This is a genomic window from Bradyrhizobium sp. CSS354, from assembly GCF_029051725.1.
In the GTDB taxonomy this organism is placed as follows: domain Bacteria; phylum Pseudomonadota; class Alphaproteobacteria; order Rhizobiales; family Xanthobacteraceae; genus Bradyrhizobium.
In genome coordinates, this window is record NZ_JAACFU010000009.1 from 38,832 (window position 1) to 63,093 (window position 24,262).

The window sequence follows — 24,262 nt, forward strand, 5'->3', positions numbered from 1 at the left end:
TTAACAACCGATTTTCTGACGGCCCGGGGGGCGGCCCGGCTCGGACGGCGCGAGCGGCCGGCGGCGCAATGAAGCTATCGCGACCGCGAGCTCTGGTCGGTTGATATGCTTGGCGCAGCCCCGGTCAATTTGTCGTCGACCGCATAGAGCGTGCAGGCGGGCGACCATTTTGTGCAGGCGCCAAGTGAATCGCGCTGGGCGTCGTCGGCCGTCGCGCGCCCCGAACGCCAGCCGTAACCGCCGTTCGGCGATACCGCAAAAGCCTTGTGCGGCATCGTGCTGGCGAGATAGCGCGCAAACTCCGCACGCGCGGCCTCGCTGAGCTGGCCCGGCGGCGGGAGCGGATCGGGCGGGCTCAGGATGTCGTGGCCGAGACCTCGCTCGCGTAGGAAGGCGTCGAGATACGGCGTCCATTGCGGACCGCTCACGACCGAATAGAGATAGTGGCCATCGTCGCCAAAGGGCGGCGCTGCGATGAATTTCGCGTTGCCGCCATTGGCGCGAAATCCGTCATGGAGGCGGCGCGCGAGTTCGGGACCGAAGTAGGAATCGTTGCTGGCATAGACCCACAGCATTGGCGCGCGCGAGGTTTTGCCGAACGTGGCGAAGGCCTGCACCAGCCCGTTCGGATTGCAGACGTCGTCGTCGTCGCGCGAGCCGCGTCCGCCGGCAAAGCTGATTGCGGCGACGAGACCCGCTGGCGCCTGCGCGGTCAACGCGACGGTGGCGAACCCGCCGGCGGAATGGCCGGCTGCGATCATGCCTGATGTGGTGACGTCGCTTCGGCGCGCCATCGCCTCGATCGCCGCGCGTAAATCAGCCACCGCGACCGCCGCCGCCGGCAGATAAGCGGCATTGGCGCAGCCCCCGACGCTGTCGACGCGCCCACCGGGCGAGGTGCCGTAGCCGCGCCGCATCACGATCAGCGCGGCAAAGCCGCGCCGGGCATATTCGAGAGCGATGCCGTAATATTTGTGCGCGGACATCGTCGCCCGATCGTCGAAACTGCGCGGCGAGCCGTGGCTGAGCAGCGCGAGCGGACAGTGCTTGGTCCCGGCCGGCCGAACCAGGAACGCCTCCAGCCCCTGCGGCCCGGCCTCGGCCATCGGGATACGCAAATCCTCGGTATAGAACTCCGCGGCCATCGCATCGGGCGCGATGCCGGCCGTCGCAAGCCAGGCCACCAGAACAACCAAGAGCCTCTGAAACAGCATCATGCCCCGACTCGAATAGCCCCGATCGGAAGACCATAGCATGATCTCAGGAACGGCCGCCCCCTCGCGCGTGTTGTGCTCTTGGCGGGGGCTTGGCCGATGCTATGGTATCGCGCAATTCTACGATAGGACGAGGTATACCCAGTGGCTGATGTTCATCCCGCGGCGGGCAAGCAGGCTTCGCCGGACGTGCTCACCAACGTTCCGCGGCTGGTGACAGCCTATTTCGCCGGCAAGCCTGATGTCGCCGATCCCGCGCAGCGGGTGGCGTTCGGCACCTCCGGCCATCGCGGCACCTCGTTCAAGACCAGCTTCAACGAAGGCCATATCCTCGCGACTACGCAGGCAATCTGTGACTACCGACGTGAAAAGGGCCTGACCGGTCCGCTCTTCATCGGCATCGACACCCATGCGCTGGCCGAGCCGGCGCTGGTCAGCGCCGTCGAGGTGTTCGCGGCCAACGGCGTCGACATCATGATCGACAAGGACGGCGGCTACACGCCGACGCCAGTGATCTCGCATGCGATCCTGACCTACAACAAAGGCCGCAGCTCGGGCCTTGCGGACGGCGTCGTCGTCACGCCGTCACACAATCCGCCCGAGGACGGCGGCTACAAATACAATCCGCCGCATGGCGGGCCGGCCGATACCGATGCGACCTCCGTGATCGAGAAGCGCGCCAACGCCTATCTCGCCGACGGCCTCAAGGGCCTGAATCGCATCGACTACGCAAGGGCACGCAAATCTGCGAACGTCCACGCCTATGACTACGTCACACCCTACGTCGCCGATCTCGGCAAGGTCGTCGATCTCGACCTGGTCAAATCCGCCGGCGTCAATATCGGCATCGATCCGCTCGGCGGCGCCGCCGTGCATTACTGGCATCCGATCATCGAGCGCTACGGCCTGAAGGCCACGGTCGTGAACGAGGCGATCGACCCAACTTTCCGCTTTATGACGGTGGACTGGGACGGCAAGATCCGCATGGACTGCTCCTCGCCTTACGCGATGGCGAGCCTGATCGCCATGCGAGACCGCTTCGACGTCGCCTTCGCCAACGACACCGACGCGGACCGCCACGGCATCGTGACGCGCACCGGCGGCCTGATGAATCCGAACCATTATCTCGCGACCGCGATCTCCTACCTGTTCGCGCACCGCCCGAACTGGGGCAAGGATGCCGCGATCGGCAAGACCGTGGTGTCGAGCTCGATCATCGACCGCGTCGCGAAAAAACTCGGCCGCAAGCTGGTCGAGACGCCGGTCGGCTTCAAATGGTTCGTCGATGGCCTCCTCACGGGCGGCTTCGGCTTCGGCGGCGAGGAGAGTGCAGGCGCCTCGTTCCTGCGCCGCGACGGCACGGTGTGGACGACCGACAAGGACGGCATCATCCTCGGCCTGCTCGCGGCCGAGATCATGGCGAAGACCGGCCGCGATCCGAGCCAGCTCTTCAACGACCTCACCGCCGAGTTCGGCGTGCCCCATTACGCGCGCATCGACGTCGCCGCGACCCCGCCGCAGAAAAACATCCTGAAGTCCGTCACGCCCGAGCAGCTTGGCCTGAAGGATCTCGCCGGCGATCCCGTCCGCGCCACGCTGAGCAAGGCGCCCGGCAACGGCCAACCCTTCGGCGGCATCAAGGTCGAAACCGATTTCGGCTGGTTCGCCGCCAGGCCGTCGGGCACCGAGGACGTCTACAAGATCTACGCGGAGAGTTTTCGCAGCACTGAGCACCTGAAGGCGATTCAGCAGGAGGCTCAGGCCGGATTGGCGACGGTATTCGGGGCGTAGTCGTCGAGCCAAGCGCCGCTGCCACTGCTCCTCCAAGGGAGGACTCGCCGCATCAACAGGTGTCATCACCCGCGAGAGCGGGTGATCCAGTACGCCGTGGCGCCAGTTGAGTGAACTAATGACCGGCGCGGCGTACTGGATTCCCCGCCTTCGCGGGGAATGACGGCGGAGCAGATGTGTATACACGATTAGATATAAAGGTATTATAATACGTCTTATCTGCCCTTGAACGATTCCATTCCTCCGCTATTGTATACATAACGTATTCATAAGCTTTGGGAGTGAGACCGGTGACAAAACCCTTCCCGATGAACGCCTGGTATGCCGCCGCCTGGGACGCCGACGTCAAGCCGGCACTGCTGCCGCGGACGATCTGCGGCAAGCACGTCGTGATGTACCGCAAGGCCGATGGCTCGGTCGCCGCGCTCGAGGATGCCTGCTGGCACCGCCTGGTGCCGCTGTCCAAGGGCCGGCTCGACGGCGACACCGTCGTCTGCGGCTATCACGGCCTGAAGTACAATGCGCAAGGGCGCTGCACCTTCATGCCCTCGCAGGAGACCATCAACCCGTCGGCCTGCGTGCGCGCCTATCCCGTGGTCGAGCGTCACCGCTACATCTGGCTCTGGATGGGCGATCCCGCGCTGGCCGATCCCGCGCTGGTGCCGGACCTGCACTGGAATCACGACCCGGCCTGGGCTGGCGACGGCAAGACCATCCACGTCAATTGCGACTACCGCCTCGTGCTCGACAATCTCATGGACCTCACCCACGAGACATTCGTGCACGGCTCGTCCATCGGCAACGAGGCGGTCGCGGAGGCGCCGTTCGACGTCACTCATGGCGAGAAGACGGTGACGGTGACGCGCTGGATGCGCGGCATCGAGGCGCCGCCGTTCTGGGCCAAGCAGCTCGGCAAGTCCGGTCTCGTCGATCGCTGGCAGATCATCCGCTTCGAGGCGCCGTGCACCATTGCGATCGACGTCGGCGTGGCGCCGACCGGCACCGGCGCACCCGAAGGCGACCGCTCGCGGGGCGTCAACGGCTTCGTGCTCAACACCATCACCCCGGAGACCGAGAAGACCTGCCACTATTTCTGGGCCTTCGTGCGCAATTATCAGCTCGGCGAGCAGCGCATCACCACCGAGATCCGCGAGGGCGTCTCCGGCATCTTCCACGAGGACGAGCTCATCCTCGAGGCGCAGCAGCGCGCGATGGACGAGAACCCTGATCGCATCTTCTACAATCTCAACATCGACGCCGGCGCGATGTGGACGCGCAAGCTGATCGACAAGATGGTGGCGAAGGAAAACCCGCCGCAGCACCTCCAGGCCGCGGAGTAAGCCGACATGGCCGAGCGTGACGTCGACCGCTCCGTCTCGCAGACCGTGAAGGCGCAGCTCGCGCTGCGCGACCAGCTCCTGTCGGGTTCATTGCGCCCCGGCGAGCGCATCTCCGAGCTCCAGGCGGTGGAGACGACCGGCGCCTCGCGCACCCCGGTGCGCATGGCGCTGGTGCGGCTGGAGGAGGAGGGCCTCTTGGAGGCGATTCCCTCCGGCGGCTTCATGGTGAAGGCGTTCTCCGAGCGCGACATCTCTGATTCCATCGAGCTGCGCGGCACGCTGGAAGGGCTCGCCGCGCGCTTTGCCGCCGAGCGCGGCGTCTCCGCGCGCGAGCTCGAGCCGCTGAAGGAGTGCCTGGCCGCGATCGACGAGTTGCTGCGCCAGGTGCCGATCTCGGTCGACGCCTTCTCGGCCTATGTCACGCTGAACGCGCGCTTCCACGCTCTGCTCACGGAATTGTCGCGTAGCCCGCCGCTGATCCGGCAGATCGATCGCGCCTCGGCGCTGCCGTTCGCCTCGCCGAGCGGTTTCGTGATGGCGCAGTCGGCGCTGCCCGAGGCGCAGCAGATCCTGATCATCGGGCAGGAGCACCACCGCGTCGTGATCGACGCGATCGAGAACCGCGAAGGCGCCCGCGCCGAAGCGGTCATGCGCGAGCATGCGCGGCTCGCGGTGCGCAATCTGCGGCTTGCACTGCGCAATCGGACCCATCTCGACCTGCTGCCGGCGCTCGCGCTGATCAAGTCCGCAACCGATTGAGGGGAGTGCCATGCGCTTCATCGAGACCTGGATTCCGGCCACGCTCGTCTCGACGCGCGATCTTTCACCGGGCATCCGCGAATTCCTGATCCGGCCGGACCAGTTCGACGGCGCCGCCTATCCGGTCGGCAGCCACATTAATATCAGCGTCACCATCGATGGCCTGCCCGAGACGCGGTCCTATTCGCTGGTCGGGGAAGCCTCGTCGCGGGGTTTAAGGATCGCGGTGCGCCGCGCCGAGGATTCGCGTGGCGGCTCGCGCTATATGTGGTCGTTGCAGCCGGGCGCGCGGCTCGACATCACGACGCCGGCGTCGCTGCTCGCGGTCGATTGGGCGCGTCCAAACTACTGCCTCATCGCCGGCGGCATCGGCATCACGCCGATCCTCGGTGCGGCGCAGGCGCTGGCGCGGCGCGGCGCAAATGTGGTGCTGCACTATGCCGTGAGTTCGCGCGAGGATGCCGCCTATCTCGACGATCTTGCAAACCTGCTGGGTGATCGCCTGGTGGTTCATGCGAGCAGCGAAGGTCGCCGGCTCGATCTCGACGCGTTGTTTGCGTCACTGCCTCCGGACACGCTGGCGCTGTTCTGCGGCCCGATGCGGATGCTGGATGCCGCGCGCCACGCCTGGATCCGCGCCGGCCATCCGCTTCCCGATCTCCGCTACGAGACGTTCGGCTCCAGCGGCACGCTGCCGACCGAGACATTTCGCGTGCGTCTGAAAGGCTCCGATGTCGAGCTGGAGATCCCGCGCGAGCGCTCGATGCTTGATGTCCTCAACGCCAGCGGCCACGACGTGATGTACGATTGCAAGCGCGGCGAATGCGGCCTGTGCGCCATCGACATTGTCGCCGTCGACGGCGAGATCGACCACCGCGACGTCTTCTTCAGCGACCATCAGAAGCAAAGCAACCAGAAGATCTGCGCCTGCGTTTCGCGCGCGCGGGGCACCATCACGGTTGACACACTGCTGCGAGCGGATGCGGTCTGAGGGGTAGGGCGTCTCCTCATACGCTTACCCCACGAAGGCAGGCCTTGTCCGCCCTGCCTTCTGGGGCCGGCAGGTTCAGTTCGCCCTAGCCGGATGGCTAGAGGCCAAGAAGAGACCTCGCTCGGGCAAAGAAGCCAAACATCTCCAGCGTAAGCAACTCTTGGTCGAGCCGAGACTGCGTCATCGCCGTAATACTAGTATCCCCCGCTGTTACCATTCTGTCACGGATTTGGACGCTGCTTGTGCCCTAGTATTGGATGCCCGTCGTAACTTAAGGTTCCGCGGTTCGCGGGGCGCTTTGCAGTAGCCCGCCACTGGTTGCAATGCCGCCCAGAGGTTTGCAATGAGATCAAACAAATCGGGAAGCTGCGTCATCAACTATGCGGCAGCGGTGGCTGCTCTCGTGCTTTGCGCTGATGTTTCGCATGCCGACCAGGGCGGTAGCTCATTCTGGTTTCCGGGTCAGTTTGCGAGTCTCGCCGCCATGCAGCAGACACCGGGCTGGGCGCTCAGTGTGATCGATTACCATTCCAGCGTCGCCGCCGCTGGGAGTGCTGCTGCAGCCAAAGAGATCCTGGCCGGCAAAATTCCCGCGAACGTCAATGTTAATTTGAATCTGAGTCTGAGCGGGCGGGCCGATCTGGTCGCCCTTACGCCATCGTATACATTCGCGACGGCGGTGCTTGGCGGTCAGTTGGTCGGAGGCATATCGGGCCAGTACGGCAGAGCCGCCACCAGTATCGCCGGAACGCTGACTGCGATAGCCGGACCGATTGTGGTGACGCGCACCGGAATGCTGGAAGGATCGCTTACCTCCTACGGCGACCTCGCACCGTTCGCGGAACTGCTATGGAACCATGGCGTCGGCAATTACATGGCTTACGTCACGGGCAATGTTCCCGTCGGCGACTATGATCCGACGCGGATTCCCAATATCGGGCTCGGGCACGGCGCGATCGACATTGGGGGCGGCTATACCTATTTCGACCCGGCGGCAGGAAACGAAATCTCGGGCGTCGCCGGCCTGACCTACAATTTCAGGAATCCCGACACCCAGTACCGGAGCGGCATCGATTTCCACTTCGACTGGGGCGCATCGCACTACCTGACGAAGCAGCTTTTCGTCGGCATTGTCGGATACGCCTACCAGCAAATTACCGACGATTCCGGCCAGAACCCGATCCTCGGTAGTTTCAGGTCACGCGTTTTCGGTGTCGGTCCGCAAATCGGGTACAGCTTCCCGGTCGCAGACATGCAGGGCTTCCTTGGTCTGAGGGGATACGGCGAATTCGGTGCAGCCAACCGTCCGTCAGGATGGAATACCTGGCTGACGTTCACCATTTCCCCGTCCGCGCCTGCCGCCATAGCACCCACGACGCATCTGGTTGTGAAATAAACCTCGTGCCAACCGGACGTCGTCTGCGATCGGCCGGTGTCAAATGGGTCAATCGCATCACTTTGGCCGTATGCCGGCCGTTTCTGCTCGCCTACGCCGCGTAGGTCGCCCGCAACTTCTTCGGATCAAGCAGCGCTCGAACCTGATCCGCCGACACCGGCCGGCTGATGAGATAGCCCTGCACCTCGTCGCAACTAATCTGGCGGAGATATTCGAGCTGGTCGGCGGTCTCGACGCCTTCCGCGACCACGCCGATGCGCAGGTCGCGCGCCAGCCCAATCACCGATTTCACGATTGCGGCGCAGTCCGGCTGCACCAGCATGTCGCGGATAAAGGACTGGTCGATCTTGATGCGGCTGAACGGCAGCTTGCGCAGGTAAGTCAGCGAGGAGAAACCCGTTCCGAAATCGTCGAGCGCCACGGTGACGCCGAGCTCCAGCAGCGCGTTCAGGACCGACGCGGCGGAGCCGTATTTCGACAACAGCATCGATTCCGTGATCTCGATCTCCAGGCGGTGCGGGGCGACCTTTGCGTCCGCAAGCGCCTGCACGATGATCTGGAGCAGGCCGTTGTTGTGAAACTGCGCGGCCGAGAAATTCACGGCGACCCTGATCTCTTCGGGCCATTCGGCAACCGTCGCGCAGGCGCGACGGACGACCCATTCGCCGATCTCGTGGATCAACCCGGTTTCCTCGGCGATCGGGATGAACTCGCTCGGCGGCACCAGCCCGCGCTGGGGATGCTGCCAGCGCAGCAGTGCCTCGAACCCGGTGATGCGGTTGCCGTCGAGGTCGAGAAAGGGCTGGAACACCAGGAACAGCTCGTCCCTGGCGATGGCGCCTTCCAGATCCGATTGCAGCGCCTTGCGGTCGCGGGACGAGCGGTCGTCGGCTTGCTCGAAGAAGCACACCGTGCCCGGCCCGGCCTTCTTGGCGCGGTAGAGCGCGGCGTCGGCGTTCTTCATGATGTCGAGTTGCGTGCTGCCGTCGCGCGGCGCCAGCACGATGCCGACGCTGGTCGCGCCGACGATCTCGCGGCCCTCGATCCGGAACGGTTCGTCGAAGGCCGCGACGAAGCGTTCGGCGATTTCGAGCGCATCCTCGGGGCGCGCCAGATTGGCCATCACCAGGGCGAACTCGTCGCCGCCGATGCGTGCGACATGCTCGGCCGCGCGGGTGCAGCGTTGCAGACGGCTCGCGATCTGGACCAGAAACTCGTCACCGGCGGGATGGCCGAACTTGTCGTTGACCTCCTTGAAACCATCGAGATCGAGCAGAAGCACCGCGAACTCCTCGCCGGAGAGGCTGAGCCGCTTCAAGGCTGCATCGAGCGTTTCGTTGAAGGCGACGCGATTGGGCAGATGGGTCAGCGGGTCCTGCCGCACCGAACGCTCGGCCTCGATTTGCCGCATCACGCGCCGTGCGAACGCGAATGAATTGACGAACACGCCGCGCAACAACACGCTTCCGTAGACCACGACGAGAAAGGCGATCAGCAGGAAGGCGAGGTCGCCGTTCCTGCCGAGGCAGATCGCGATCCCCAGGAAGATGGGCGCCGTGAAGGCGATGGCCGCGATCGGGATCGTGGCGAAGGCAAGCGCGCCGCCGGCCAGCATTCCCGAGCAGAGGCAGGTGATGACGAGCTGCCCGCCGGTCGAGGCGCCTGCAAAGAACGCGGCCGGGACGATGCCCCAGGCGGCGCCGAGGAGAAGGGCATTGCGAACGAGCCGGTGCATGGCGCGGCGCGAGACGAATTGCGGCTTGGTGATGCGGCGCGCGGCGTGGGATTGCAGACCGAAGCCGATGGCAGCGCCGGCCACGGCGAGGGCCCAGATCAGCGCGAAAATCCGGTCGGGCGACTGCCACAGCGCGATCGCCAGCACCGCGGCGTTGCAGGCATTGGCCAGCATGATGCCGACGGAATAGCCGAGCACCAGCGACATCTGTTCGGCGCGGATATGGCCGGTGACGGCTTCGTCGGTTACAGGACCGCCAAAGGCCGACAGATCGCCAGCGAACAGCCGCGCGACATAGCTGGTCGTTTGAGTCCGCATTTCCAGAGCCTAGCAGCATGGGCCGCTTGTCCGGCCCGGTCAGGAGAATTCGCTGCGAACCTTTGACGAACTATGAATTATCCGAGCTTGCGATGATTGCTGTGACCACTTCTGCGTGTTCGTGACGTCGTATCGATAACAAATCGATACAAATGCGGTGCCCCGCGTTACGGCTGTGACGGCAGCCCGTTGCTCGCCAACAATTCCACTGTCATGCCCCGCCTTGTGCGCACTTGTGCACTGGGGCGGGGCATCCAGTACGCCGCGGCCTATCGGATCAATCACAATCGTCTCGGAGTACTGGATCGCCCGGTCAAGCCGGGCGATGACACCGGTGTCAGCAAGGGCGAGCTCACCGCCCCAACTGTTTCGGATTGTAGTAGAATCGTTCTTCGATCAACTGATCGCCGCGCCATGTCTGCCAGGCAATCTCATCCAACGTTCGGATGATGCCCTCGGCATTGGTGAAGCTGAAGGTCCAGCGCGTGGCAACATGATCGCCTTCGATCAGGCTCGGCCCGATCCGCACCGCCTTGACCTCCTTGAAGGCGGCCAGCACGCCGCGCTCCTTGGCCGCGAGCTTGTCGCGTCCGACCAGAGGTTCGGCCTGGTTTTCATAGGTGGCGGCGTCCGGCGTGTAATAGTCGAGGATCGCCCCGACGAAATCCCCGTCCTCCAATCGTTTGGCGAAAGCTTCGACGACATCACGGCTCGGCATGGCGCACCTCTCGAGTACAACCGACTGATAGTCGGTAAATACCGACCGACGGTCGAAAAGTCAACTGGCTGTCCTCGTCCGTTTCGACTACAGCAGACCCATGGCCAAACAGGCGGAGCGGCGCGCAGCGACATCGGAGGCGATCCTGACGGCGGCGCGCCGCCTGTTCGGGACGCAAGGCTTTGTCGCGACGACTATGGACGAGATCGCCGAAGCCGCCCACGTCGCCAAGGGCGCGGTCTATCATCACTTCAAGACCAAGGAGGCGGTGTTCGAAGCGGTGTTCGACCAGGTCTCGCGCGATCTCGTCGCCGAGATCGACAGCACGGCCCGTGCCGAGAAGGACGTGCTTGCCGCGATGGTCGCAGGCACCCAGCATTATTTCGCCGCGACCGCCAAGGGCCCGACCAGCCAGATCATCCTGCGCGACGGCCCGGCCGTGCTCGGCTGGGAGCGCTGGCGCGAGATCGACGCCAAACATTTCGGCGGCAAGCTGCCGCGCGCGATTGCGGCGGCGATGGAGGCCGGCCTGATCGCGCGGCAGCCGGTCGAGCCGCTGGCCCGGCTGCTGCTGGGCGCGGTGACGGAGGCCGCGGTCGCCTGCGCCGGACGCGCCGATATCGCAAGGGCAGGTGCGGAATATGCCCGTGCGTTCAGGTCGCTGGTCGAGGCGCTGCGCGTCGCTGCATGATCGTGCTAAGTGGTGACACTGGAAACGTCCCCACCAACAAAAAGAACAGTAGCGCATGAACGCAACTTCCTCCCTGACGCCCTCCGACCCTGAATTCGACTACGTCATTGTCGGCGCCGGCTCTGCCGGCTGCGTACTCGCCAACCGGCTATCGGCTAACGGCAAGCACAGCGTGCTGCTGCTTGAAGCAGGCCCGAAGGATTCCAACATCTGGATCCACGTGCCGCTCGGCTACGGCAAGCTGTTCAAGGAAAAGACCGTCAACTGGATGTACCAGACCGAGCCCGAGCCCGAGCTGAAGGGCCGAGAGGTGTTCCAGCCGCGCGGCAAGACGCTGGGCGGATCGAGCTCGATCAACGGCCTGCTTTACGTCCGCGGCCAGCACGAGGATTACGACAGATGGCGTCAGCGCGGCAACGCCGGCTGGGGCTATGACGACGTGCTGCCCTATTTCAAGAAAGCCGAGAACCAGTCGCGGGGCGCCGATCAATATCACGGCAGCGGCGGCCCGCTGCCGGTCTCCAACATGGTCGTGACCGATCCGCTGTCGAAGGCGTTCATCGATGCCGCGGTCGAGACCGGTCTGCCCTACAATCCTGATTTCAATGGCGCCACCCAGGAAGGCGTCGGCCTGTTCCAGACCACGACCCGCAATGGCCGCCGCGCCTCGACGGCGGTGGCCTATCTCGGCCCCGCCAAGGCCCGCGGCAATCTCAAGATCGAAACTGGCGCGCTTGGCCAGCGCGTGTTGTTCGAGGGCCGCCGCGCAGTCGGTGTTGAATACCGTCAGGGCGCCAATTTGCGCCGCGCCCGCGCGCGCAAGGAGGTCGTGCTGTCGAGCGGCGCCTACAACTCGCCGCAGCTGCTCCAGCTCTCCGGCGTCGGACCCGGCGACCTCCTGCGCAAGCACGGTATCGATGTCGTGCTGGACGCGCCGGGCGTCGGGCACGATCTCCAGGACCACATGCAGGTCCGCATCGTGATGCGCTGCTCGCAGAAGATCACGCTGAACGACACCGTCAATCATCCGCTCCGCCGCACCATGGCCGGCGCGCGCTATGCGCTGTTCCGCAAAGGCTGGCTGACGATCGCGGCCGGAACGGCGGGCGCCTTCTTCAAGACCAGTCCGCGGCTGGCCTCGCCGGATATCCAGGTCCACTTCCTGCCGTTCTCGACCGACAAGATGGGCGAGAAGCTTCATGGTTTCTCCGGCTTCACGGCGTCGGTATGCCAACTGCGTCCCGAAAGCCGCGGGTCCTTGCGCATCAAAAGCGCCGACCCGACAGTGCCGCCGGAGATCCGCATCAACTACATGTCGACCGAGACCGACCGCACCACCAACGTGGAAGGTCTGAAGATCCTGCGCAAGATATTGCATGCGCCGGCGCTGAAGCCGTTCGTGGTCGACGAGTACGATCCCGGAGCGAAGGTAGCCACCGATGCCGAGCTGCTGGACTATTGCCGTGAACGGGGCAGCACCATCTACCATCCGACCTCGACTTGTCGTATGGGCAATGATGCGCTCGCGGTGGTCGATCAGCGGCTGAAGGTGAGGGGCCTCGAAGGGCTTCGAATCGTCGACGGCTCGATCATGCCCGATCTCGTATCGGGGAACACCAACGCGCCGATCATCATGATCGCCGAAAAGGCCTCCGACATGATATTGGAGGATGCGCGGTAGAGCATGATCCGGACCCGGAGGGCCGCGTTAGCGCAAAGTGGAAACCGGTTTTCCGATAAGATGATGCTCAAAAGAATGACGTGCGTTGAAAGGGACCAGGGCTTGGCTACGCGATTCAAGATCGGCACACGCAAGAGCGCGATGGCGCTGGCACAGACGGAAGAGATCGCGCGCCGCCTGACCGCTGCCATGCCCGATCTCGACGTCGAGATCGTCAAGTTCGACACCACGGGCGATCTCGACCAGACCAGCAAGCTGCTGCCCCATGGCGGCAAGGGCGGTGCCTTCGTGGCGCAGATCCGCGCCGCCGTGCTGTCGGGCGAACTCCAGGCGGCGATGCATTCGCTGAAGGACATGCCCGGCAACGAAGACACGCCCGGCCTCGTGATCGGCGCCACGCTGTCGCGCGATCCTCCCAATGACGCGCTTGTGCTGCGCGATGGCGTGACGCTGGAGGCGCTGCGTCAATCACGTGGCAAGGGTTTCAAGATCGGCACCAACGCCGTCCGCCGCGCCGCCTATGCGCGGCGATTGTTTCCCGACGTCGAGATCATCCACTTCCGCGGCGCCGCCGATACGCGCGTGCGAAAACTCGACAATGCCGAGAAGCAGCGCCTGCCGGATGGCGGCGCGGTGGGGCCTGCGGATGCGCTGATCATGGCGCGGTCCGGCCTCGACCGCGTCGGCCTTTCGCAGCGCATCACCTACGAGTTTACCGCAGCGGAGATGCTGCCGGCAGCGGGGCAGGGCATCGTCGCCGTCGAATGCGCGGCACAGGACTGGCAGACGCGTCGCATCCTCGCATCGATCGACGATCCCGCTGCACACGCTTCTGCCGATGCCGAGCGCGAGGTCCTGTGGGTGCTGAACGGCCATTGCAATTCGCCGGTGGCGGGCTTTTCGACCATTGCGGGCGATCAGATGTCGCTCACCGCGTCCGTGCTCGATCTCTCCGGGAACACCATCATCGAAGCCTTGCGGTCGGGCCCCGCCAATCGCCCACGCGAACTCGGCCGTGCGGTAGGACTGGATCTGCTGGCCAAGGGCGCCGCCGAGATCATCGAGCGCAGCCGGCCGCGCTAAGCTTTCCCGCAGGTTCGCATGACGACGGGGGCAGCGCTGCGATGATGCCATCATGCGCCTGTTTTGCCCGACGGGTCAAATGTTGGCGCGATCTGATGCGATGACGGCGCACCTGATTTACGTCCGCCCTAAGTCATTGATCGGGCGTGGCCTCTCTACTGTGCATGGGGTTGTTTTCGCGCTTTTTTGTTTTTCCGCTCCCCAGGCGCAAAATAATCAGCCCCGAACCCGCTTCAGCATCTGCTCGACATGGGCAATCGGTGTTTCCGGCTGGATGCCGTGGCCGAGATTGAAGATGAACCGCCCTTGCGCAAAATTCGCCAGCGTGTTGTCGACCGCGCGGTCGAGTGCGGCGCCGCCTGTGATCAGCACCAGCGGATCGAGATTGCCCTGAACCGGAACCTTGCTCTGCACACGCTCGCGGATGAAGGCCGGCTCCGCGGTCCAGTCGATGCTGACCGCGTTGACACCGGTCGCCTCGACGAAACCGGGTAATTGCGCGCCGGCGCCGCGCGGAAAGCCGATGATCTTCGCGTCCGGCACCTTGGCGCGCACGCCTTCGACGATGCGCCGGGTCGGCTCGACCGACCAGCGCGCGAACTCGGCGGGTGGCAGCACGCCGGCCCAGGTGTCGAAGATCTGCAAGGCGTTGGCGCCGGCCGCAAGCTGCGCCAGCAGATATTCGATCGAGTTCTCGACCAGCACGTCGATGATCTCAGCGAACGCCTCCGGATGCCGGTAGGCCATCATCCGCGCCGGTGCCTGGTCGGGCGTACCCTGGCCGGCGACCATGTAGGTCGCCACCGTCCACGGAGCGCCGCAGAAGCCGATCAGCGCGATCTTGGGATCGAGCGCGCCGCGCACGATCTTGAGGGCCTCGAACACCGGCGCGAGCTTGCCGAAATCGGCGTGCTTCGCCAGTGTTGCGACCTTGGCGGGATCATCCAGCGGCTCGAGCCGCGGACCTTCGCCGACCTCGAAGCGCACGGACCGGCCGAGCGCATAAGGGATCACCAGGATGTCGGAGAAGATGATCGCCGCATCGAAGCCGAACCGCCGGATCGGTTGCAGCGTCACCTCGGCGGCAAGCTCCGGGTTGAAGCAGAGATCGAGGAATCCGCCGGCCTTGGCGCGCACCTCGCGATATTCCGGCAAGTAACGGCCGGCCTGCCGCATCATCCAGACCGGCGGAATGACCTGCCGCTGGCCGGAGAGGACGTCGATGAACGGTTTTGTCGCAAACTGGGGCACGAACGGTCCTGAAGATGGTTACGGCTCCTGATACACCGCCGCGGCCCGGAGCGGAACAGGGGAACCAAGCGCAATTGGACCGCGTTGACCAGCCAACGGAGGACGAGACCATGGCCGAGACATTCAACCCCGCGCCGCATGACAAGCACGCCGACGATCTGCACGAAGCGCTCGCCGCCGATCGCCACGCCAAGCTCGACGCCGGTCTGAAGGATACATTCCCCGCTTCCGATCCCGTGAGCGCCGCCCAGCCGACGCCCTCGAAGGCCGATGCGGAGGCCGACAATCCTTCGCTCTGGGACAAGGTTAAGGCCATCTTCAGCTAGCCGCGGGGAGCGCCGAATTCCGATAGGTTTGCTAAAGGCTTGTTAGCGATGCGCCGAGTCCGGGGTCCGTACGACTACGGGAAACCGGGGACATCACTGCATATTTATCCCGGTGTTTCAGGGTTCACTAACAGAAGCAGCAGAGTTTCCGATCTTCGGAGAATTCTGCCGCATGAGTGCTGTGACCCAAAGAGCCGGATGGAGCCGCCTGCCGCTGCGGGCGGCTGCATTCGTTGCGCTGACCTGCGTGGCCATCCTCAGCGTCAGCGGCTGGCGGGAATGGGCTGCGCGCGACGCGGTGCTCAAGAGCGCCGAGGCAGAGATGGCGAATGTTGCGCGCTCGTTGACGCAGCATGCCGAGGACAGCCTCGATCTCCTGGATTCAGGCGTCGTCGGCGTCGTCAGCCGGCTGGAGATGGACGGCACCGAGCCGGCCACGATCGCCAAGCTTAAAACCCTGCAGGAGGCGCGCAAGAAGGCGATAGAGCGCATCCACAGCCTCGCCATCATCGACGACCGCGGCAACTGGCTGACCTCGCCCGGCACGATCGGCACGACGTTCAACGACGACGCGTTCTTTCGTTATCACCAGCTCTCGCCGAAACGGGAGCCCCATGTCGGCCGGCCCGTGAAGAGCCTGCTGGACGGCGAGTGGGTCGTCACCCTGTCGCGTCGTTTCAACAAGCTGGACGGCAGCTTCGGCGGCGTGGTGCTCGCGACCATCAGCTCGGGATATCTTTCGCATTTCTACGAACAGTTCGAGATCGGCCGCAACAGCTCGGTGGCGTTGACACACGGCGACGGCCTGATCATCGCGCGCAACCCGAGCAACGAGAAATTCATCGGCCGCAGCGTTGCCAATACGCCGCTGTTCCGCGACGCCGGCCTGCAGCGGCCGGGCGGCGTCTATCACTTCAAGTCGCCGCTCGACGGCGCCGAGCGCGTCAGCTTCTTCAAGCGCTCTGGCCGCTATCCGCTGGTCCTGCTCGCTACCGTCGATAAGGCCGAACTGCTGGCGCCCTGGCGTGCTGCGGCGATCTCTCGCATGCTCTACGTGCTCGCGCTGGTCATGCTGCTCGCGATCATCGGTGCTGTGCTGGTGCGGCAGTTGCAGCGGGGCCAGAGCATGGCGGCCGCGCTGGTCGAGAAGGAAGCGCATTTCCGACTGCTTGCCGAAGGCTCCAGTGACATGGTGACGCGTATCGGGCTCGACGAGCGGCTGCGCTATGTCTCGCCATCGTCGATTGGCGTCGTCGGCTGGCGCGCCAATCAACTGATCGGAACGCCCGCGCTCGCCGGCGTTCACGCGGACGACCGGCCGCAGGTCCAGGCTCTCGTCGATGCCATGAAGCGCGGCGAAAAGGAGGAGGTGCGCGTCACCTATCGCAACGCGCACCGGCAGAATGCCGAAGTCTGGCTCGAATCGACCATGCGGGTGACCCGCAAGGATAATGGCAGCGTCGACGGCGTGGTCGCGATCTCGCGCGACATCACCGAGCAGAAGAAGCTTGAGAACCGGCTTGAAACGCTGGCGATCGAGGACAGCCTCACCGGGCTTGCCAATCGCCGCCGCTTCGATGAACGGCTGAAGGAGGAGTGGGCGCGTGCCTATCGCGAGCGCTCCAGCCTCTCTTTGCTGATGATCGACGTCGATCACTTCAAGTCGTACAACGACGAATACGGCCATCCCGCGGGCGATGCCTGTCTCCGGCAGGTGGCGCAAATCATCGCCACCGAGATGCATCGTTCCAGTGATCTGGCGGCGCGTTACGGCGGCGAGGAGTTCGCCATGCTGTTGCCGAACACCGACGCTGCCGGCTGCGCCCTGATCGGCGACCGGATTCGACGGGCGATCCGCGATGCCGGCCTCGTCCACACCACCAACCATGCGGCTGGGTGCGTCACCGCTTCGCTCGGCGGGGCTGCCTGCCGGCCGGCGCTGGAGCGCACGGCCGGCGTCACCTCGCTGATCGAGGCCGCCGACCAGGCGCTCTATGCCGCCAAGGACGCCGGGCGCAACCGGCTGATGATGTCGGGCGAGGTGAGCAACCTCCTGCTCAAGGCGTCCGGTCAGTAACCCCGCTCAATAGTGCGGCGGACGCTCATTGGCCGCTCCCGGCGCATTCGCCTCGGCCTCCTGCAGCCGCTCGCCGAGCTCTGCGATCCTCCGTGTCAGCGCGTCGATCTGCTTCCACTGCGCGGTGATGGTCTGGTTCAGCGTCTCGATCGCGTCGTCCTGATAGGCGAGGCGCGTCTCCAGCGTGTCGATGCGCTCGCCGAGCGTCTTCATCTCATTCGTCACGTGCCGCGTCCTTATTCCGTTCGGGCAAGCTAGCTTCTCGCAATCCAAGGACTTGCAAACCATGGCCGAGCGCGACACGCTCGTCGAACACGAAGCATTCGCCGCGCCAGCGACTCTGAGCCTCCGGCACCTCTTCCAGATATTTGAGAATGCCGCCCTTGAGGTGATAGACCTCGGCAAAGCCGCGCGCGAGCAGGTGCGCGCTCGCCTTCTCGCAGCGGATGCCGCCGGTGCAGAACATCGCGATTTTGCGGTGTTTGGCGGGATCGAGCTGCTCGGCCGCAAATTCCTTGAACTGGCCAAAACTCCTGATGCCTGGGTCGAGCGCGCCGTCGAACGTCCCCATCGCCACCTCGAAGGCGTTCCTGGTGTCGAGCACCAGCGTGTCGGGCGCCGCGATCAGCGCGTTCCATTCGCTCGCATCGACATAGGCGCCGACCTGCCGCGTCGGATCGGCGGCTTCGTCGCCGAGCGTGACGATCTCCTTCTTCAGCCGCACCTTGAGCCGGCCAAATGGCATCGTCTCGGCGGTCGAGAACTTCAGTTCGAGATTGTTCAACCTGCCGCCGAACATGTCGCCGTGCGCGAGCTCATGGGTGAGCGCGTCGATCGCCTCGCCCGGGCCCGCGACCGTGCCGTTAATACCCTCCTGCGCGAGCAGCACGCTGCCCTTCAGCGCCAAGCCGGCGCAGAACGCGCGCAGCGGCTCGCGCAGCTCGCGGTAATCGGGGAGGGCGGCGAATTGGTAGAAGGCGGCGACCTTGTAACTCATCGCGCCCGTTTAGCAGGCGCAGCGTGCCCGGAAAACCCGCAACGAGCAGCTCTATTCCGAGCGGATGGCAGCCATTTCCCTGGCATGCCAGCATTGCCCCGGCAGGCTGGAATGTGTCATGTAGGCCCGGTTTTTCCGAGCCGGTGCGCCATCCGCGCCAGACGTCCAATGAGAGCAAGAATTCGATGAGAAACTTCCATTTCCCCGGCAGGTCCACGGTCCACGCCACCAACGCGATGGTGGCGACCTCGCATCCGCAGGCGTCGCTCGCCGCGATCGAGGTGCTGCGCGAGGGCGGCACGGCGGTGGACGCGGCAGTCGCGGGCTCGGCCATTCTCGGCGTGATCGAGCCGCAATCGACCGGCATCGGCGGCGATTGCTTTGCGCTGATCCAGCCGCGCGGCGAGGGCAAGATCATCGCCTATAACGGCTCCGGCCGCGCCCCGAAGGCGGCGAACGCCGACTGGTATCTCGAGCGCAAGATCAACTCCGTGCCGCTGACCTCGGCGCACGCGGTCTCGATCCCTGGCGTGATCGACGCCTTTGCGACCGTTTTGCGCGATCACGGCAAGTTCGGCTTCGACCGGCTGCTCCAGCCCGCGATCAAGGCGGCCGAGGAAGGCTACGTCGTCGCCCCTCGCATCGCCTTCGACTGGAAGAACCAGTTCGAGAAGCTGAAGGGTGGCACGAACACGGAGCGGTATCTGCTGCCGCACGGCAAGCCGCCGGTGGCCGGCGACGTCATCCGCCAGGCCGAGCTCGGCAAGACGCTGCGGGCGATTGCCAAGGACGGACGCGACGCCTTCTACAAGGGCCCGATCGCGGAAGACATGGTGGAGACCCTGCGCGGAATCGGCGGCCTGCACACGCTCGACGATTTCGCCGCGCATACCACCGAAACGACGACGCCCATCGGCACCATGTACAAGGGCTACGACGTCTGGCAGTGCCCGCCTAACGGGCCCGGCCTCACCATGCTGCTGATGTTGAACATCCTGTCGCGGTTCGACCTGACGAAATATGCGCCGCTCAGCGTCGAGCGTTTCCACCTTGAGGCCGAGGCCGCGCGCATCGCGTACATGCATCGCGAGCTGCATGTCGCCGATCCCGAGCATATGCAGATCGAGGTCGCCAAGATCCTTGCCAAGGAATACTGCAACGAGCACATCGACAAGATCCGCATGGACGGCATGCTCGACCTGCCGAACGTCGCGCCGCCGATGAATCCCTCGACCATCTACATCACCGTCGTGGACAAGGACCGCAACGTCTGCTCGTTCATCAACTCGGTTGCGCATTCCTTCGGCTCGGCCATCGTCTCGAACAAGACCGGCGTTTTGCTTCAGAACCGTGCCGGCGGCTTCCGCATCCAGCCCGGCCACCCGAATTGCATCGCCGGCGGCAAGCGTCCGCTGCACACGATCATGCCGAGCCTGCTCACCAAGGGCGGCCGTTCCGTGATGCCGTTTGCGGTGATGGGCGGACAGTATCAGCCGGTTGGCCAGACCCATGTGGTGACCAACATCCTCGATTTTGGCTGCGACGTGCAGGAAGCGATCGATATGCCGCGCGGCCTGCATTACGAAGGACAGTACCAGCTCGAGGACAGCGTGCCGGCCGGTATCGTCGAAGGCCTGAAGAAGCTCGGCCACAAGACCACCAGCGTCGTCGGTCCGCTCGGCGGCGCGCAGGCGATCTGGATCGACTGGGACAAGGGCACGCTCACCGGCGGTTCCGATCCGCGCAAGGATGGTTGCGCGCTCGGATACTGATCACCGCGCACGGGTTCCCCGCGCAAGATCAGGAAAAATTGACAAAGGGCGACGCGGCATTTGCTGCGTCGCCCTTTCTCGTTCGGAACGGAGCTCATTGCTTCAGGTTAAGGGCCGATGAGCGGTGCAGGCGTGCGCTGCTTTTGCTCGAAGCGGCGGAGGCCCTCGATGTCCGAAAAACCAGGTTCCGGACCATCCGGATTCGATCGGCGCGCCTTCATCGCGGCGGCCGCCGGCAGTGCGCTGGTCCCTATGGCGGCGCGTGCCGCCGCGCAGGATGCGAACGTGTCGGCCGCCCAGGATCCGGCGCTCCCCGTCGATGTCACGCTGCGGGTCAATGGCAAGGACAAGCGCCTGCGCATCGATGCGCGCACGACGGTGCTCGACGCGCTGCGGGAGCATCTCAAGCTCACCGGCAGCAAAAAGGGCTGCGACCATGGCCAGTGTGGTGCCTGCACGGTCCTGATCGACGATCGGCGCGTGGTGTCGTGCCTGACGCTCGCGCTCGCGGCCGAGGGGCAGGAGATCACGACGATCGAGGGCCTTGCCACCGACGATCATTTGCATCCGATGCAGCAGGCCTTCGTCGACAACGATGCGTTTCAATGCGGCTATTGCACGCCGGGCCAGATCATGTCCGCCGTGGCCTGCGTCAAGGAGGGGCATGCGGGCAGCGAGGCCGACATCCGCGAATACATGAGCGGCAACATATGCCGCTGCGCCGCCTATCCCAACATCGTCGCCGCCGTGAAGCAGGCCGCGCCCGAGATCATGAAAGGCTAGGCGCATGCGACCGTTTTCCTATCAAAGGGCAACAGACCCCGACATGGCCCTGCAGGCGCTCAGCGCCGCCGCGGCTGCGAACAACCCGCTGACGAAGGCTACAGCGCAGCCGCTCGCGGGCGGCACCACGCTGATCGATCTGATGAAGCTGGATGTGATGCGGCCCGCCGCGATCGTCGATATCAATCCGCTGGCGCGCAGCTGGTCCGCGATCGAGCCCGGCAGTGACGGCTTGCGGCTCGGGGCGCTGGCGAAGATGTCCGACGTGGCCGCGCATGCCGAGATCCAGCGCAACTATCCAGTGATCGCGAATTCCCTGAAACTTGCCGCCAGCGCCCAGCTGCGCAACATGGCGACGCTCGGTGGCAACGTGATGCAGCGAACGCGTTGCAGCTATTTCCGTGATGTCTCCTATGAGAATTGCAACAAGCGTAATCCTGGCTCGGGCTGTGCCGCCATGGATGGCGTCAATCGCGTGCATGCGGTGCTCGGTACGTCCGATCAGTGCATCGCGACCTATCCCGGCGATTTTGCCCAGGCGCTGATCGCGCTGGATGCGATGGTCGAGATCACCGGCAGGTCCGGCGCGCGCCGCCTGCCGTTCGCGGACTTGCACAAGGCGCCTGGCAAGACGCCCGACATCGAGACCACGCTTCAGCCCGGTGAGCTGATCTCTGCGTTCTCCATTCCCGGCCGCTGGCCGCGCTCCGTGTATCTCAAGGCGCGCGACCGTCAGTCTTACGAGTTTGCGTTGTCGTCGGCTGCGGTCGCGCTCGACGTGCATGATGGCACGATCAGGGATGCGCGTGTCGCGCTCGGCGGTGTCGCCACCGTGCCGTGGCGGGCGCGCGAGGCGGAGGCGCTGCTGAAGGGACAGAAATTCGACGACGGTCTGGCGCAGCGTGTGGCGGATGCCGCGTTTGCCGAGGCCAAAGGCCGCCGGCACAATGGCTTCAAGATCGCGCTCGGCAAGCGCGTGGTGGCGCGCGCGCTCCAGCAGGCCGTAACGATGGAGATCTGATCATGACCGCTGCAGCTCCCGAGCCGAAAGCAAACATGGGCCGGCCCGTGCCGCGCTACGAGGCGGCCGCAAAGGTCACGGGCCGGGCGACATATGCGTCCGACATGCCGCTCGACAATCCAGCCTACGCATTCCTGGTCACCAGCGCCATCGCCAAGGGCCGCATCGACAGTTTCGATCTCGACGACGCCAGGCGGGTCCGCGGCGTAATCGACATCGTCACGCACGAGAACGCCCCGAAGCTGAAGGAATCGAAACTGTTCAGCAATGGCGGCTATGCCGGCACCACGATCCAGCCGCTGAAATCGGCCGACATCACCCATGACGGCCAGATCATCGCCGTCGTCATCGCCGAGAGTTACGAGGCGGCGCGCGAGGCCGCCAATCGCGTCAAGGTCAGCTACACGGCTGTCGCGCCGAGTGCGAGCTTCGATTCGCCGGGGACAACCACGGCAGCGGCAAAGGGTCAGAACGCACAGTTCAAGGAAGACCCGGAGGTCGGCGATTTCGCTAAGGCCTTCGACGCGGCCGAGGTCAAGCTCACCGCCTCCTATGAAACGCCGACCCAGCACCACAATCCGATGGAGCTGTTTACGACGAGTTGTGCCTGGATGGGCGACGAACTCGTCATCTACGAGGGCAGCCAGTATGTCTATGGCCTGAAGAACGGCGTCGCCGAGCAGCTCGGTATCGACGCCGACAAGGTCCGTGTCGTCAATCCCTATGTCGGCGGCGGCTTTGGTTCGCGCGGCTCGATGACGCCGCGGACCGCCATTATTGCCGGCATTGCCAAACGCTTGAACCGGCCGATCAAGCTGGTGCCGACGCGCGACCAGGGTTTCACCATCGCGACCCATCGCGCCGAGACGCGCCATGAGATCAAGCTTGGTGCGGGTCGGGACGGCAAGCTGGTGGCTTTGAGGCACGACGGCGCGGAGGTTTCGTCGCGCCCGGATGCCTATTGCGTCGGTGGCACCAAGACGACGACGCGGCTCTATGCCTGCCCGAACGTCGCCAGTCTGGTGTCGATCGTGCGCGCCGACCGCAACACGCCGGGCTTCATGCGTTCACCGCCGGAGGTGCCGTATCTCTTCGCGCTGGAGAGCGCGATGGACGAGCTTGCGGTGAAGCTGAACATGGACCCGGTCGAGCTCCGCCGCATCAACGACACCAATGTCGAGCCGATCGGCGGCAAGCCCTATACGTCGCGGTCCTTGATGGCGTGCTTCGATGAGGCCGCGAAGGCGTTCGGCTGGTCGCAGCGTTCGCCGCAGCCGAAATCGATGTCCGACGGCGACTGGCTGGTCGGCTATGGCTGTGCCGCCACCTGCTATCCGACGCAGATGGCGCCCTCTGCCGCGCGCGTCCGCCTCCAGCGCGACGGCCGTACCCGGGTCGAGATCGCCGGTCACGAGATCGGCACCGGTGCGTATACCGTCATCGCCCAGACCGCGGCCGAGCGGCTCGGCGTCCCCCTGGAGAAGGTCGCGGTCTTCCTGGGTGACAGCGATCTACCGCCGGCGCCTGTTGCCGGCGGTTCGAACTCGACTGCCAGCACCTGCTCGGCGGTGATGATGGTGTGCGACCGGATTCGTCAAAGGCTGTTCAAGGCCGTGATGCCGAGCGACAGCCTCACCGACAAGGCCAAGGAGACTGTCGGCATCAGCCAGGCGCCGAGCACCCAGGCGGCGAAGAGTGATCGTCCGCTCGACATCGAGAAGGCCTTCGACGCGCTCGGCGTCGGTATCGTCGAGGAATACGGCGAGTGGAAGCCTGAAGGCGCGCCGCTGGATTCCTTCACGGCGATGCACAGCGGGCACGCGCGGCTCGTCGGTGGCCATCAGATGAAGGACAAGATCGCCTACGCCTTCGGTGCCGAGTTCGTCGAGGTCCGCGTCAACCGCTTTACCCATGAAATCCGCTGCCCCCGGCTGGTGGGAGCGTTCGCGGCCGGGCGCATCATGAATCCGCGCACGGCACGCAGCCAGCTCATGGGCGGCCTGATCTGGGGCATGTCCTCGGCGCTGCTGGAAGCCACCGAGATCGACGAGCGCAATGCACGCTACGTCAACGACAATCTTGCCGACTATCTCGTGCCTGTGAGTGCCGACGTCCCCGGTGTCGAGGTGATCCTGCTCTCCGAGCAGGACGATCACATCAACCCGGCAGGCGTGAAGGGCCTCGGCGAGCTCGCCAATGTCGGCACCAATGCGGCGATCTGCAATGCGATCTATCACGCCACGGGCCAGCGCATCCGAAAGCTGCCCGTGCGGCTCGAAAATATCGAGGTGTGAGGGGTGGCAACGGCCTCGGCGTTG

Annotated in this window: 20 protein-coding genes; 14 read left to right on the top strand and 6 right to left on the bottom strand. The window is 64.8% G+C overall.

The genetic code is table 11. The features are described 5' to 3' along the window. Positions 1–74: 74 nt before the first annotated feature. Positions 75–1,217, bottom strand: a complete 1,143-nt coding sequence (locus GWG67_RS22305) for a S9 family peptidase (protein WP_275171431.1) — start codon at positions 1,215–1,217, stop codon at positions 75–77. A 141-nt stretch (positions 1,218–1,358) separates the two neighbouring features. On the opposite strand from GWG67_RS22305, the gene pgm reads away from it, so the two are divergent. The 5 genes from pgm (at position 1,359) to GWG67_RS22330 (ending at position 7,491) form a co-directional block, all read left to right on the top strand. Further along, entirely contained in the window at positions 1,359–3,005 is a 1,647-nt protein-coding gene (gene pgm / locus GWG67_RS22310; RefSeq protein ID WP_275171432.1) for a phosphoglucomutase (alpha-D-glucose-1,6-bisphosphate-dependent), read from the top strand. A gap of 290 nt (positions 3,006–3,295) precedes the next feature. Then, on the top strand, positions 3,296–4,345 hold the full coding sequence (locus tag GWG67_RS22315) for an aromatic ring-hydroxylating dioxygenase subunit alpha (protein WP_275171433.1): 1,050 nt from the start codon (positions 3,296–3,298) through the stop codon (positions 4,343–4,345). 6 nt (positions 4,346–4,351) lie between these two features. Next, positions 4,352–5,104 carry a GntR family transcriptional regulator gene (locus GWG67_RS22320; protein WP_275171434.1) on the top strand — a complete coding sequence of 251 codons (753 nt, stop codon included), beginning with the start codon at positions 4,352–4,354 and terminating at the stop codon, positions 5,102–5,104. A 10-nt stretch (positions 5,105–5,114) separates the two neighbouring features. Continuing rightward, positions 5,115–6,095, top strand: coding sequence for a PDR/VanB family oxidoreductase (locus GWG67_RS22325; RefSeq protein ID WP_275171435.1), 981 nt, complete (start codon positions 5,115–5,117; stop codon positions 6,093–6,095). 343 nt (positions 6,096–6,438) lie between these two features. Then, positions 6,439–7,491, top strand: a complete 1,053-nt coding sequence (locus GWG67_RS22330; protein WP_275171436.1) for a transporter — start codon at positions 6,439–6,441, stop codon at positions 7,489–7,491. Between the two features lie 91 nt (positions 7,492–7,582). On the opposite strand, the gene GWG67_RS22335 is transcribed toward GWG67_RS22330, so the two are convergent. Both GWG67_RS22335 and GWG67_RS22340 read right to left on the bottom strand, forming a co-directional pair. After that, positions 7,583–9,544, bottom strand: a complete 1,962-nt coding sequence (locus GWG67_RS22335) for a bifunctional diguanylate cyclase/phosphodiesterase (protein WP_275171437.1) — start codon at positions 9,542–9,544, stop codon at positions 7,583–7,585. Between the two features lie 352 nt (positions 9,545–9,896). Continuing rightward, complete coding sequence (locus tag GWG67_RS22340) at positions 9,897–10,262, bottom strand: nuclear transport factor 2 family protein (RefSeq protein WP_275171438.1); 366 nt, start codon at positions 10,260–10,262, stop codon at positions 9,897–9,899. A 100-nt stretch (positions 10,263–10,362) separates the two neighbouring features. On the opposite strand from GWG67_RS22340, the gene GWG67_RS22345 reads away from it, so the two are divergent. The 3 genes from GWG67_RS22345 (at position 10,363) to hemC (ending at position 13,717) form a co-directional block, all read left to right on the top strand. Further along, positions 10,363–10,953 (top strand): TetR/AcrR family transcriptional regulator, encoded by a 591-nt coding sequence (locus tag GWG67_RS22345; RefSeq protein WP_275171439.1) that lies wholly within the window; start codon positions 10,363–10,365, stop codon positions 10,951–10,953. A 55-nt stretch (positions 10,954–11,008) separates the two neighbouring features. After that, positions 11,009–12,634: a GMC family oxidoreductase gene (locus GWG67_RS22350; RefSeq protein ID WP_275171440.1), complete on the top strand. Its 1,626-nt coding sequence runs from the start codon at positions 11,009–11,011 to the stop codon at positions 12,632–12,634. Positions 12,635–12,736: 102 nt separating this feature from the next. Beyond that, positions 12,737–13,717, top strand: a complete 981-nt coding sequence (gene hemC, locus GWG67_RS22355; protein ID WP_275171442.1) for a hydroxymethylbilane synthase — start codon at positions 12,737–12,739, stop codon at positions 13,715–13,717. 216 nt (positions 13,718–13,933) lie between these two features. On the opposite strand, the gene hemE is transcribed toward hemC, so the two are convergent. Further along, positions 13,934–14,968, bottom strand: coding sequence for a uroporphyrinogen decarboxylase (hemE, locus tag GWG67_RS22360; RefSeq protein WP_275171443.1), 1,035 nt, complete (start codon positions 14,966–14,968; stop codon positions 13,934–13,936). 110 nt (positions 14,969–15,078) lie between these two features. Here hemE and GWG67_RS22365 point away from each other — a divergent pair, with 110 nt between their 5' ends. Both GWG67_RS22365 and GWG67_RS22370 read left to right on the top strand, forming a co-directional pair. Continuing rightward, positions 15,079–15,294 (top strand): hypothetical protein, encoded by a 216-nt coding sequence (locus GWG67_RS22365; protein ID WP_007595236.1) that lies wholly within the window; start codon positions 15,079–15,081, stop codon positions 15,292–15,294. Between the two features lie 172 nt (positions 15,295–15,466). After that, positions 15,467–17,371 (top strand): diguanylate cyclase, encoded by a 1,905-nt coding sequence (locus GWG67_RS22370; protein ID WP_275171444.1) that lies wholly within the window; start codon positions 15,467–15,469, stop codon positions 17,369–17,371. A 6-nt stretch (positions 17,372–17,377) separates the two neighbouring features. Here the strand turns inward: GWG67_RS22370 and GWG67_RS22375 are convergent, their stop codons facing one another. After that, positions 17,378–17,596 carry a SlyX family protein gene (locus tag GWG67_RS22375; RefSeq protein ID WP_275171445.1) on the bottom strand — a complete coding sequence of 73 codons (219 nt, stop codon included), beginning with the start codon at positions 17,594–17,596 and terminating at the stop codon, positions 17,378–17,380. Beyond that, on the bottom strand, positions 17,586–18,368 hold the full coding sequence (locus GWG67_RS22380) for a rhodanese-related sulfurtransferase (protein WP_275171447.1): 783 nt from the start codon (positions 18,366–18,368) through the stop codon (positions 17,586–17,588). Before GWG67_RS22380 ends, GWG67_RS22375 begins: the two co-directional genes overlap by 11 nt. A gap of 185 nt (positions 18,369–18,553) precedes the next feature. Here GWG67_RS22380 and ggt point away from each other — a divergent pair, with 185 nt between their 5' ends. From ggt to GWG67_RS22400, 4 genes are all read left to right on the top strand, one after another. Further along, positions 18,554–20,140: a gamma-glutamyltransferase gene (ggt, locus tag GWG67_RS22385; RefSeq protein ID WP_275171449.1), complete on the top strand. Its 1,587-nt coding sequence runs from the start codon at positions 18,554–18,556 to the stop codon at positions 20,138–20,140. A 168-nt stretch (positions 20,141–20,308) separates the two neighbouring features. Continuing rightward, a complete protein-coding gene (locus tag GWG67_RS22390; protein WP_275171450.1) occupies positions 20,309–20,923 on the top strand; it encodes a (2Fe-2S)-binding protein in 615 nt (204 codons plus the stop codon). A 4-nt stretch (positions 20,924–20,927) separates the two neighbouring features. Further along, positions 20,928–21,944: a xanthine dehydrogenase family protein subunit M gene (locus GWG67_RS22395; RefSeq protein WP_275171451.1), complete on the top strand. Its 1,017-nt coding sequence runs from the start codon at positions 20,928–20,930 to the stop codon at positions 21,942–21,944. A 2-nt stretch (positions 21,945–21,946) separates the two neighbouring features. Then, a complete protein-coding gene (locus GWG67_RS22400; RefSeq protein ID WP_275171452.1) occupies positions 21,947–24,238 on the top strand; it encodes a xanthine dehydrogenase family protein molybdopterin-binding subunit in 2,292 nt (763 codons plus the stop codon). Positions 24,239–24,262 lie beyond the last annotated feature (24 nt).